This window comes from Mesorhizobium sp. M6A.T.Ce.TU.016.01.1.1, from assembly GCF_003997065.1.
Taxonomy (GTDB): Bacteria; Pseudomonadota; Alphaproteobacteria; order Rhizobiales; family Rhizobiaceae; genus Mesorhizobium; species Mesorhizobium mediterraneum.
Window position 1 is genome coordinate 209,340 of record NZ_RZTJ01000007.1, and the last position, 12,775, is coordinate 222,114.

Genomic DNA, 12,775 nt, shown 5'->3' on the forward strand with positions numbered 1-12,775 from the left:
TATCCTCGTCTGATTCGATAGCCCCCGTTCCCCTGCCTACTCGACGGCCCATATTAGCGCCTAATCAATTAGCGACATGCCATTGATAGAATCATTGATCTTCGACGGAGCTGTCATGTGATTTGACTGACGGTCCGCGCCAGAGCATTCACGCTCGCCAAAGAGACAGGCTTCAAGGTGCAGTTTGTCCACCTGTCTCTGTAGGTGACCGCGGGCCCTGGCGCGGTCTCGTTTGCCGCTAGCTCCTTCAGGTCACAAAGAATGAGGCTGCGTTAAGCGACAGATCGGGTGAGAGAGTGGCGAACTGTGTTTGAGACGCACCGCCGATCCCGTCACTGTCGAAGGAGAGCGCTCCAGTCGAACTGTTGTAGATGATGTGGTCGGCGCTATCATGCGCGGCGCTACCCGCAAAGAAAGCGTCGGATGTGAGCGTGCCCAACTTGAGCCCGGCAAAAATCGCGTCGTCGAGGTGGATCTTGTTCTGGGACGGATTGAAGTCGGTAATCCTGTCGACATTGCCGTCACTAAGGGCGCTATTGAAGACAAAAATGTCGTTGCCGCCAAAGCCGCTCAACTTATCGGCACCGCCGCCGCCGTTGATGACGTTGGCGCCGGCATTGCCCTGGATGGTTTGGGCCAATTCGTTGCCGGTCAGGTTGATTGCCGTGGTGCCGGCGTCCTTCGTGGTGCCGAGGACTTCAATCGAAGAGCCGGCTGAGAGCACATAGCTCACAGAGGTCCACACCCTGTCTTGACCTTGGCCAGAGGACTCGACCACCTCGTCGCCGGCATTGTCGGCATAGTAATCGTCGTTGCCGCCAAAGCCGTTCAACTTGTCAGCACCGCCGCCGCCGTTGATGACGTTGGCGCCGGCATTGCCCTGGATGGTTTGGGCCAATTCGTTGCCGGTCAGGTTGATCGCCGTGGTGCCGGCGTCCTCAGTGGTGCCAAGGACTTCAATCGACGAGCCGGCTGAGAGCGCATAGTCCACAGCGGTCCACACCCTGTCTTGACCTTGGCCAGCGGACTCGATCACCCTATCGCCGGCATTGTCGACATAGTAATCGTCGTTGCCGCCATCAGGCACGGGAGTAGGAGTAGGCGTAGCAAGGTCGGGCACGGGAGTAGGAGTAGGCGTAGCAAGGTCGGGCACGGGCGTAGGCGTAGCAAGGTCGGGCACGGGCGTAGGCGTAGCAACGTCAGGCACGGGCGTAGGCGTAGCGACGTCAGGCACGGGGGTAGGCGGAGCAACGTCAGGCACGGTGGTAGGCGTAGCAAGGTTGTGTTCCCGGAAAACAGCCTGCAGCTCCGGTGAGCTCTCAAGCGCGGTATCGCCTTCCTGTGAACCCCAGGCGTAGGCAAAGTCAAAGGCAGGATTGGGAACCAGCTGTTCCCAGTGGTCCATCATGGTCTCCAACTGATCCGTCGTCGGCATGACATATTTGCCGCCCGTGTTGGTCGTATAATTGCCGCCGCCAAAGGTCTGGTAGACCGGAACGATCGCGCTGGTCGGGATGCCCGACTCCACCGCTGCAGCCACGGTTCTGTCGATCATGTCGTAGTCGACCGTGTCTGTGCCGGTGCGCACCGGATAAGGATCTATTCCGAACAGATCGATATGCGTGTTGTCATAGTTGTAGGTGTTGGAAAAATCCGGGTTTTCGGCAGACCCCATGTCCATCGCGGTGATGAAGGTCTTGGCTTCTGGCATACGAGAGTGGATCCAGTCGGATTCGGCTTTCAGATCCTCAGCGTCTACCTGTGTGTGGTATTGGCCGGTGGGATCCGGCTCGTCGACGAGAAAAAACCCAAATACCTTCGGATTGCCAAGGAAGGGGGTGACTTTGTCGATAAAGGACTGAGTTACGCCCTCGCCCTCGTTGAGCCAGACCAAGCCCTTCGTGCCATCCGGCAGCTCGTTGACCTGATCAACGTATTGAACGTCAACCAGATTGAAGCCGGCGCTTGCGACTTCGGTGGCGGATCCACCCGCTGCAAAATGAAGTGCCATTTATATTCCTTTTTCTTAGCGCCCCGCGGTGCCTGCCTACTAGATGGCGTATATTAGCAACAAATCAAATACCCGCACCCTTCTGATAGATTCGTTGATCGCCGACAGGATTGCCGCACGGAAGCGAAAATTCTACTTATGACAACCGACTGGTTCGAGATCAAAAAAAGCGTTTTTTCATCGCAGTCTCTAAACGCCTATTAAGATAAATTATATTTTCAGCGAATTGATCTTGGTAACTATTTATATGAACTTGCCTTCAAAAATACTTTGCTATGAGTGGCTTGGCTTTTAATATGATTTGGACGGCGCCGAAGCTGGTAGGTTATGATGGTGCCTTGGCGGTGCTGACCCCGCTGAAGTGGCGTGGCAAAAATCGGATTTTTGACTGCCGACAACTAGAGGCCATAAATAGAACGGCAGGCAGAATGGCTCTTCTGCACAGTATGCGCACTTGCCTGCGAGCAAATCCGATCACGTTAAGCTAGTTTCTGGGCCGGGCCATGTCCTCTGCTGTCGCAACCAAATTTGTTGTGGACACAGTGGGCGGGTGCTCGCTTACAACCGATAAAACTAAGGTTGCCGACATCGGAGTAGTCGAGTTTGGCTTAGCTGCCAGTCGCGGGAAGGCAGCCAAGACGGATGTGACTGAGATGCGGCTCAACCAGCATACCTAGGCACCGGCCCAGACGGAGGTCTAACAACCGACGGCTGTCGGAAGCGCAGTATTCGGTTGCCCGCCCATGGGCGAATGTGCCCGCAGGATTCCTCAACTTCCACGCGTAAATGACCCCGCCACCCCCTCATTGCGCAGGAGGATATGCGCGTCAAGACGGCCCGCCATACGGCCTCGGTACCACACCTGTGCAGGTCCTTGGTGCGGATTGTCGCGCCAAGCCGGGAGACCTAACGGCCTGAAGCTCGCAACACCTTGATCCAAATGCGGTTTGCCTCATTCAAACAGACGAGGACAGTAGGCAAGCCTGCCCTTACCGTGACTTGGCATCTTACGCGCAGAAGAAGCGAAACCAAGATCATGAAGGCAGAAGCAAAAGCCGGCCACTTCCCGCGATTGGGAGACGGCGCATGGTCGGGAGAGGCAGGATGAACCCGCATCTCATGTGCGTGGGAGGCGAGGATCACGCCTTAAGAATTCCGTTCCTGATGTCGCTGCGCGAAAGGGGTTTTCGGGTCACTGCCGTCTCCAGTGGTGCTGAAGCCGCGTTTTTGCGACATGGCATTCCGCATCGCAGCTATGGTTTCGACCGATTTGCCAGCAGTAGCGGGGGATGGGGGGCCATCAGAGCGATTCGAAAATTAATGTCGGAACTGCGACCGGACATTGTCCAAAGTTTCGACACCAAGCCGAACCTGCTGACGCCGCTTGCGGCGCGCGGGAAGGTTCCAGTGATCCGCACCATCAATGGTCTGGGCTGGACATTCTCGTCGCTGGAGCCACGGGCTCTGGCCCTACGTCCAATCTTTTGCGGACTGCAATGGCTCTCGTCCTTCTGGACGGCTGCGACGGTCTTCCAAAATCAGGACGATCAGGCTTTCTTTGAGCGCTACCGACTAATCCGACGCGGCAGCGGGCGGCTGATCCGCAGTTCTGGAATCGACGTCGATGCGTTCGCCATGGCAAGGCACCTTGCTCCGTCGGCGATGAAAATGCGCGAAGAGTTTGGGCTCCAGTCCGCCGAAGTCGTAATTTTCGTTGGCCGGCTGACCCGCCAGAAGGGCATCCCGACACTCCTCAAAGCAGTTCCACGCATCCTGTCAAAAAGGCCTGATGCACGTTTCGTGCTTGTCGGCCCATGGGAATCTGAGGGGCCCTTTGCCGTCGATAAATCGGATATCGATCAATATGCACCCCATGTCATAGCCTTGGGTCCACGACGCGATGTTCCAGCCCTTCTTGGCATGGCCGATCTGTTCGCCTTTCCGACGCAATATCGGGAAGGGATTCCGCGCGTCTTGCTCGAGGCAGGACTGGCGGGATTGCCTATCGTCGCCTCAAGGATGCCTGGCTGCAATGACGTGGTTGAGGACGGATGGAACGGCTATCTCGTCCCACCGCACGATGCTGATGGGCTTGCGTCTCGAATAATAGACATCTTGTCCGACCGCGGCCGTGGAAAGGTCATGGGCGGTCGTTCCGTCGAACTGGTCCGGGAGCAGTTCGCGCTGCCGCGGGTGGTCGATCAGTATTGCGATCTGTACAAAAATGTCCTTAGCGCCGAATCCCACGGCGGTCTTGCTCGACCGGCGTCCCCGGTCTTGCTCAAAGAAAATGCCGCAAACCGCGAATTGGGTGGAGCGCCCCGATGATCCGGAGCGCGTTGCTGGCCGCCGGCATTTCGATGGGCTATGCGGCGCAGATCAGTGTTCCGGGACTGCACCTCGGATATACCGAATTGTTCCTATCGCTCTGGATCATGCTGTCGATCGGGCGCGTAGTCGTTGGTGGTCGCCTGGAGGCGACGCCGGCCCTGTTCCGTCTTGTGACCTTCTGGCTGATCATGACGTTTGCTCAGGGGGTCGGGGCCCTTGTCGGTTTGCTGACCACGACGGTTCTGGACCTCTCGGGGCCGATTCACGACACAATGGCCTACCTGCTGTTGGCCAGCGTCACCTGCCTGGCCGCTGCGGAGCCCGACGCTGGTCGCCATCTGCGCCGCACTGCCTGGTGGGCGATCGGGATAGTGAGTGCATGCTTTACCTTTCAGCTGGCACTTGGGTGGGGTTGGATCCACCAATCCGGTGTCAATCCCTGGTTCTGGGATCGCTTCACCGGCTGGTCCGAGAATCCGAACCAACTCGCGATCTATTGTGCACTTTTTGGCCCCCTGGCCTTACATCTTGCGACGACCACAAGCAGTCCATGGGGAAGGTTGTTTGGGTTCAGCAGCCTTGTACTGACCGTCTATGTCGGAAGGCTGACAAGGAGTGATGCGTATCTTCTTACAAGCGTCCTGACCTGCCTGATATTTCTAGGGCTGCGGGTTCGGACATGGCTCACGACCGGTGACAAGGTCGGCGTTTCCCGGCAAGTCGCCGTGCTCTTGATGATCGGCTTCCTCCCCCTGGCGATGTCGATGACGCCTTACGTGCTCAAGGACATGAGCAGCGTCGAAAATTTCGCCAAGAGCCTCAGCAAGGGGGGGGGCGGCGAGGAGACCGCCTCAACCGCTACACTTCGCGTCAGGCTCTGGGGTGATGCAGTCTACAAGGGCGTGACGTCAGCGTCACTTGGCCTCGGTCCCGGCCCGCATGTGGCCCGCCCCTCCGTCTACTATCGGCAGTTTCTGCCCGAACCTTTCGAGGCCCACAACACGGTACTCGATCTGTACACTCAAGGTGGTCTGATTGCGATCCTGGCCCTGTTTTGGATCGTCGGCTCGGCCGCCATGTCAGCATGGCGTGCGAAGCTCGACGCGCTTTTTGCGCTGGTGGTGGCGATCATGATTTACGGGTTTCCGCACCTGATCATCCGCCACCCGATCGTTTGGTTTGGGCTGACCCTCTGTCTCGTTGCCGGAACGCCGCGAGCAGCTTCGGTATCTTCTAGAAAAACATCCACGGACTTGGGGTGACGGGATGTGTGGGATCACCGGAATTCTTCTTGCAACCGATGCGGCCAGTGCGAAGCCGCTGAGGGCAATAGCGCAAATGACGACAGCCCTTCGTCATCGTGGGCCTGATGGCTACGGCTTCTGGCGAGATCGGGAAGCCGGCGTTGCCTTCGGCCACAGGCGTTTGGCCATCGTCGACTTGTCGGAAGCAGGACACCAGCCGATGCATTCGGCAACTGGCCGATATGCCATCACCTTTAACGGCGAAATATACAATTTCCACGACCTGCGCCGCGAACTTGAAGGCGCGGGCCATCGTTTCCGCAGCACCTGCGATACCGAGGTCTTGCTGTGCGCGATTGAGAGTTGGGGGCTCGATGCCGCACTCAAGCGCTTCGCCGGCATGTTCGCCTTTGGATTGTGGGACAGGGAGACCAGGACCCTTCATCTCGCCCGCGATCGAATGGGCAAGAAGCCGCTTTACGTTGCTTCAACACGCGACGCGCTCGTTTTTGCCTCCGAGTTGAAGGCGATCAACTGCTTTCCAGGTTTCTGTCAGGAACTCGATCTCGATGTCGCCACGACGATGCTGTCGAGGGGATGGGTACCGGATGACAAGTGCATCTGGCGAGGCGTATTCAAGTTGCCGCCTGGTTCGGTACTGTCCGTAACGGCCGCAAATTTTACCGAGGCGCGCAGTGCCGCGTCGCTTTTGGATCGCATCCGGTACTGGTGGTCGCTGGCCGACACCGCCACGAAGGGTAGGGCGGACCCGATTGTCGGCACCGATGAAGAACTGACGAATGAGCTCGATGTCCTGCTTCGACTTGCCGTTCGGGAGCGCATGATCGCTGACGTCCCGCTGGGAGCCTTCCTGTCGGGGGGGATAGACAGTTCAGCCGTTGTTGCCCTGATGCAAGCGCAGTCGCAGAAGCCGGTGCGCACATTCACCATAGCTTTCGGAGAGTGCGGGTTCGATGAGGCTCCGCACGCTGCGGCGGTCGCCCGACATCTGGGCACCGACCATACCGAACTCCACCTTTCCAGCGCGGCCGCGCAGGAGGTCATTCCAGAACTGCCGCAAATTTGGGACGAACCGTTCGGCGACGAATCGCAGATACCAACTCTGCTCGTGGCGAGGCTCGCTCGCCAGCACGTTACGGTGGCTCTGACGGGCGACGGCGGCGACGAATGCTTCGCCGGCTACGCTCGCCACCTTATGGCAGCTCGAGCGAGACGACTGCATACGCTGCCGTCGCCGCTGCGTCAGACGCTTGCTGCAGGTGTTGGATTGCTTGCTCGTGCAGCCCGTCACGATCTCGTCGGTAAGCTGCCGCTTTCGGTGCATGCCCGGCACGCGCTGCGGAGCGACCGGTTGGATCGCCTGGCTCGGCTGCTCGCAGCGGCAGATGAGAACGAATTGTATCAGCGGCTCAGTGGATCATCGACCGAGAACCTCACCCATCAGAAAACACCCGTATCGGTTCAGGGCGAACCTCCGTTTGATGATCTGCTGTCCCGTCTCTTGTACGATGACATGGTCGGCTACCTGCCTGGCGACATAATGGTGAAGCTGGATCGCGCCAGCATGGCCGCCGGCCTCGAGGGACGATGCCCGCTTCTCGACCATCGCGTTGTCGACTTCGCCTGGCGCCTACCGGCGGACGTAATGGTGCGCCACGGCAAAGGCAAGTGGCTCCTTCGTCAGTTGCTGCATCGGTATGTTCCCGAGCGGCTGATCGATCGTCCGAAGCAAGGTTTCGATGTTCCCATAGCAGTCTGGCTGAGAGGTCCGCTGCGCATCTGGGCCAGCGATGTTCTCACCGACATGCGCCTCTCCGGAGACGGGATATTCGACTTTGCAAAGGTCGAGGCGTGCTGGCGAGATCACTTGGATGGAAGGCAGGATCATTCTCGTGATTTGTGGGCGGCGTTGATGTTCCAGGCTTGGCGCAACGAGGCCCGTAGGGCACCGGCGCCAGCAACGAACCTGCGTCGCGTGTTCGAACTGGCAGGAGTGTAAGATGGAAGGTTCCATAGTCAGCCGCAAGCAACTTCCGCGCGCCACTGAGATGCACGTTGCCGCGCACGAGAACAGGCCGCGCATGAGGCGCCCGCTGCGTGAGCCGATGGACACGCAGGCCCCGATCCATCAGCTACTCACGACCATCGCGAGGAGAAAATGGTTCCTGCTCGCCATGGTAGCCCTGGGCGGTGTTTTGGCCGGGCTTGCGGGTTTGGCAGTTCCCGTCGGGTATGAGGCGAGCACGCAAGTTATTCTCGATGCTCCGAGCAGGAACGGGCCCGCCGGCGCGGAGCCCGCCTCGGAGATGCTGGATGCCAGCATTGACGACAATATAACCATGCTGTTGTCGCAAGGAAATCTGCGACGCGTGATGGCAGCGCTGCGCAAGACGGAGGCTGGCAGCACTGCTGAACAAGGTGATGCCGGAACTGGAAATTCTCGTCCCAACCCCGCTCGTGGCGACCGGCCGAATTTGCGCTCATTTGCAGACGGTCTGTTGGGCGGAATTTTGCCGCAGAGCAAGCCGGACGCTGCGGATGCGGCTGAACTAAAGGCGTTGCGGAAGGGCATGAGGGTTGGCCAGGAGCTGCGATCGAGAGTCATCAGCATAGGCTTTACCGATCCGGATCCGGCGCGAGCCGCAATGGTAGCTAATACATTCGCCCAATCGTACATCGACGATCTCGCAAAGAGACGTCAGGCAGCGGACAGAGTGGAACTCACCTCGATAGTCGCTGCCCTGCCAGGTGTGCAACGCGATCTGGCAGCAGCGACCGATCGCCTGGAAAAGTATCGGCTGAGCCATGGTGCAATCGACCAAGGTGCTGCGGACAACGCCGCTAAGGAGACGGCTGAACTCAGCCAGCAGATTTCCTTGTCGAAAGCAGATCTCTCCGCCACGGAATCTCGCCTTCGACGTATTCAGGAACTGCGAAAGGAGGGGGCATCGGTCGCCTCGCTCGCTCAAGCCATCGGATCGCCGGTGTTGGCCGAATTGGCGGCTCGCCAGGCCAATGACGCGGCAGATAAAAATCTGCGCGATGCGATCAATCGCGAGATCGAACAAGCCACCGCTCGGATCGCAGCGGAGGCCAGCATCTACCGTGCCCAAATTGCAGCTCTGGAAAGCCGCAAGGATGTGCTCGATGCGGTTGTGGCCGATACCGCGGGCCGGCTGTCCGGGCTGCGTGCGCTGGAGCCGCAGGTCAGTATCTTGACGCAACGATACAACCAGCTTCTGACCCAACAACAGGAATTGATACGGCGCATCGCAACTCCCTCGGCCGGAGTGTCGGTCCTTTCGGCGGCATGGCCGCCGACGAATCCAAAGACCCTGTCGCCGATTTTCCTTATTCCACCCGGTATGGTTGTGTTTGGGCTTCTTGGCGGCGTCTTCGTTGTTATTCGCAACCGCCTCGATCAGACCTTGCGCGGCGAGGCCGAAACTGAAGCAGCGCTCGGGGTTCCATGCTTGGGGCTGATACCACAAGCTCCCACGATGCACGCCAAGCGGCTGAAGCAGCTGGTTTTAGCGCAGCAGAGGTCCAGATACAGCCGCGCCGTGACGTCCCTGCTTATCGCCGCGGCGCCCAAGCAAGCGGGGGATCGCTCGTCGCACGTCATTCTCGTAACGTCCACCGTCCAGGATGATGGCAAGACCGAGCTTGCATGGAGCCTGGCCTTGGCAGCCACCCGACTGGGGGGACGAGTGCTTTTCCTCGATCTTGACCGTACGGGCGCCCGCCTCACGAACGAATTCCTGGACGAATTCAAGGCTCTCAAGCCTCACTTTTTCTTCGGAGACTATGTGAGTGAACGCTGTGCCTTGCGCGATGCAATCGCGGGAATGCCTGAAATCGGAATCGACTTCATGGCTCTCGCACCCTCGGAGGATCTGCTGGCATTGCTTTCCACGGCCGACAGTTCCCTGTTCACGGATGAGCTGCACTCGATCTACAGCGTCGTCATCATAAATGGACCGGTGGGACTTGGAGGACCGGAGGCCGGGCTTCTGACTGGCTGGGCTGATGCGGTTCTTTTCGCCGTTCGCTGGGGCAGGACGCGACGCAGCATGGCGCGTGGGGTTTTGGAAACGCTTGCGAGCGATGCGTCGGTTTCGGTCCCTGTGGGGAGCGTTCTCACGCAGGTTAATCTCAAGAAGCATGCCAGCTACCAGTTCGGGGACAGTGCTGATCTTTTGCTTGAGGAACCATCATGAGCGTCACAAGCGGACGTCGAAGCAACGACGGTCGCGGAAATCGCGCGGGTATTGCCACGATCGGATTGGACCCATGATCATTGAACTCTTCGGACCGCCTGGATCCGGCAAGAGAACGTTCGCTCACGCCCTTGCCCGGCGACTGCGCGGGGAGGGGTACCAGGTCACGGTCGCCCTCAGTCACCGGCCTCGCGAGAGGGGATCGAGCGTCGATCTCGGAATCTTCCTGGCAATTTTCAGGATCATATCGGCAATATTTTCAACATCAAAAATCCTGCTTTCTCCAAGAGGCAGGATCAAGGATCTTTCAACGTCCCTTTCCATAATAAGAATGATGCCGCCAAAAAAACGAATATGGCGAGCTCGGCTCTGGCAGCACATTTTGAAGCTTTCGCGCCGCTGGGATGAGGCGAAGCAATCCAGAGATGTGGTCATATTCGATCAGGGCTACGTCCAGGCGATCGCGTCGCTGGCAATGTTCAATGGAACCGCAGACAGGGCCGCCCTCGCAAAGGCGCTCAGCCTCGCGCCCGCGGCTGATTTCACGCTCAGAGTCGTTGCGCCACGCGCGATCGTGGAGACACGCTTGCAGCAGCGGATGGAGCATGAAGCGCCTGCGGAACGAATTTTCGAGGCAGACTTTGACACAAACATGCGCGCTTTTGGGGTGTTTCAAAGCATAAATGAAATCCTTGTCGCGTCCGACCGAAAAGTCATTCCGATCCGAACTCTCGACGATCAGTCGTCGTTAGAAGGCATTCAATGTGTCGAGCGGAAGATAATCTCGAAAATTGTGGAAGCCGGAGGTGGACCTGCGGCCAAAGCCAGCCAAGACCACGAGACATTCGACGCTGACCCAAGCGACATCGACGATTGTAATCCTGTGAAGACCGCACGAACCTCTGTGGCCTCTCTTGCCGCGGTGGATATAGTTTTGTCTCACAAGAAAGACATGGGCCGGAGCCTCGGCTACGCCAGTATTTTCGCTCTGATGATCTATATCGGCGGTGCTGGGTTGACCAGCTTGGCGCAGTTGTTGATTGCCCGCCTCGTCGGTTCCACCAGCTATGGCATCTATTCCTATGTCCTGGCCTGGACCTCCGTGCTCGGCTATCTTGCAACGCTTGGTTTCAATATTTCCTTACTGCGCTTCGTGTCCACCTATAGGGCAAACGGGCGGCTTGACCTGGCACATGGTGTAGTCAGGTTCGCTCTGCAAAGATCGCTGGCGGCGGCGACACTGTTCGGCATGATCGGCGCCGTTCTGATCTTTTTCTTTTCAGATCCCTCCCACAAGGAACTTGAAATCAGCCAGCTCCTTGGCATGGCCGCGGTCCCCTTGGTCACCGCTTCCGCATTGGGCGCAGCACTTATCCGTGCCTTCGGCGGTGGTGTCTCAGCCCTTTTGCCGGAACGCATCGTGCGCGACGGCCTGTTGTTGATGTTGCTGGGAGTCGCGGCCTTTTCCGGATCATGGACCCTCAACGCACCCTTGGTGATGCAGGCGGTGCTGGCAAGTTCGGGCATCACGGTCGGACTGGTGTTCATCATGGTGGCAAAATTTCAGCCGCCTGGGTTGCGGCACACTCAACCCAGCGACGCGTCGCAAGAGTGGTGGGCGGCGGTTCCACCAATCATGCTCATGGCTGGGCTCGATATTTTCATCAGTCGGGCTGGGGTTATGGTGCTCGGCTGGACAGGTCATATTCGAGACGCAGGAATCTTCGCCTTGGGACTGAACGTCGCGTTGCTTGTGAGTCTTGCCCTCGTGGCCGTCGGCGTGATGTTTTCGCCGGCAGCGGCTGCCCTTCATACCCGAGGCGATCGGAAGGGTCTGCAGCAGTTGTTTTCACGAGCCGCCATACTTTCCGCTGCCGGCGCCATAGCGATGGCTATCCCGCTGGTTGTGATTGTTAAACCTCTCATGAACTGGTTCGGTGACGATTTCAGCACAGGAGCACCCATCGCGCGGGTACTGATCTTCGGGTATGTCTTTGTCGCGCTGTGCGGGCCCCAGCTGAATCTCTTGACCATGACCGGAAACGAATGGGCAGCAGCAGCAGCCATGATCGTTGGCGCGACTGCCGGCATCATAGGCTGTGCGGCAGGAATCGAGCTTTACGGTCCGCTGGGCGCCGCAGTAGGCTTGGCGCTTGCATTGGCCGTTTGGAACGTGGTTATGGCAATCTATATCAGCAAACGACTGAAGATCATGCCTGCGCTGATCTTTGCGCTAACGTCGTTCAGAGCAAGCGCAGTCGGCGGCCGGCAACGGTATTGGTTCATGCGCTGACCTGGGGTTGTCGGAGCTGGTGTGACAGTGGATTCCAATCCGCTCACTGAGCCGCTTCAACACAGGGCTGCTCCAGACTGATTTGCGAACGTCAGATTGGTCACGCTGACGGCGCGCCGGTCCGACAGGGCGCGGCCGACAACTCGTGTTCTCAGACTACATGGACGCCTTGTGGGCCACAGACGTGAAGAAGCGCAATCCGGTCGCGGGCAAGCCGAACAGATGGTTATACGAATGCGCTATGAATTTGCTTGAGCGCCTGGTGGGGGTAGAGGCTGACGAGATGGTCGGCGCGCCATGGTGCTCGGAAAACGGCATGGTTCGATTTGTGCCATAGACGGATCTGGACGAGGCGTAAACGAGGTGACTAATGCCGAAGTGCCGGCACATTGAGAAACGCTACGGTGTTCGAGCGCGCTTAGGTATGCAGTCAAGGAGTGAGTAACGCACAGCGGCCTGAGCGGGAGGCGCGCAAAAGTGTGACGGCCGAAAATCTGAAAACAGCAGCAGCTGAACACGCCGCGTCCGCCACATCCATTCGCAGCGGGGTGTGAACCCCGGCTCGGCACTGTCAAACGGCGTTGAAGATTGACCCCTTATCGGCGTGCAATATTGACCCCCTAGGTCGGTGAGCTGATCCGATCCGTCGAGGCCG

7 protein-coding genes are annotated in these 12,775 nt (G+C 58.6%); 5 read left to right on the plus strand and 2 right to left on the minus strand.

The genetic code is table 11. The features are described from left to right. Positions 1–247: 247 nt before the first annotated feature. Positions 248–2,011 carry a calcium-binding protein gene (locus EOC94_RS16200; RefSeq protein ID WP_127291720.1) on the minus strand — a complete coding sequence of 588 codons (1,764 nt, stop codon included), beginning with the start codon at positions 2,009–2,011 and terminating at the stop codon, positions 248–250. 1,104 nt (positions 2,012–3,115) lie between these two features. On the opposite strand from EOC94_RS16200, the gene EOC94_RS16205 reads away from it, so the two are divergent. The 5 genes from EOC94_RS16205 to EOC94_RS16225 all read left to right on the plus strand — a co-directional run bounded on the left by EOC94_RS16205 (position 3,116) and on the right by EOC94_RS16225 (position 12,120). After that, entirely contained in the window at positions 3,116–4,339 is a 1,224-nt protein-coding gene (locus EOC94_RS16205) for a glycosyltransferase family 4 protein (RefSeq protein ID WP_095485555.1), read from the plus strand. Next, positions 4,336–5,604 (plus strand): polymerase, encoded by a 1,269-nt coding sequence (locus EOC94_RS16210; RefSeq protein WP_095485213.1) that lies wholly within the window; start codon positions 4,336–4,338, stop codon positions 5,602–5,604. The genes EOC94_RS16205 and EOC94_RS16210 overlap by 4 nt, the downstream gene beginning before the upstream one ends. A 4-nt stretch (positions 5,605–5,608) precedes the next feature. Beyond that, entirely contained in the window at positions 5,609–7,606 is a 1,998-nt protein-coding gene (asnB, locus tag EOC94_RS16215; protein ID WP_127291723.1) for an asparagine synthase (glutamine-hydrolyzing), read from the plus strand. 1 nt (position 7,607) lies between these two features. Further along, complete coding sequence (locus EOC94_RS16220; protein ID WP_127291725.1) at positions 7,608–9,827, plus strand: exopolysaccharide transport family protein; 2,220 nt, start codon at positions 7,608–7,610, stop codon at positions 9,825–9,827. A gap of 73 nt (positions 9,828–9,900) precedes the next feature. Beyond that, on the plus strand, positions 9,901–12,120 hold the full coding sequence (locus EOC94_RS16225; RefSeq protein ID WP_127291728.1) for a lipopolysaccharide biosynthesis protein: 2,220 nt from the start codon (positions 9,901–9,903) through the stop codon (positions 12,118–12,120). 156 nt (positions 12,121–12,276) lie between these two features. Here EOC94_RS16225 and EOC94_RS34575 read toward each other — a convergent pair whose 3' ends face one another. Next, a complete protein-coding gene (locus tag EOC94_RS34575) occupies positions 12,277–12,510 on the minus strand; it encodes an NAD-dependent epimerase/dehydratase family protein (RefSeq protein ID WP_245465577.1) in 234 nt (77 codons plus the stop codon). Positions 12,511–12,775: the final 265 nt, after the last annotated feature.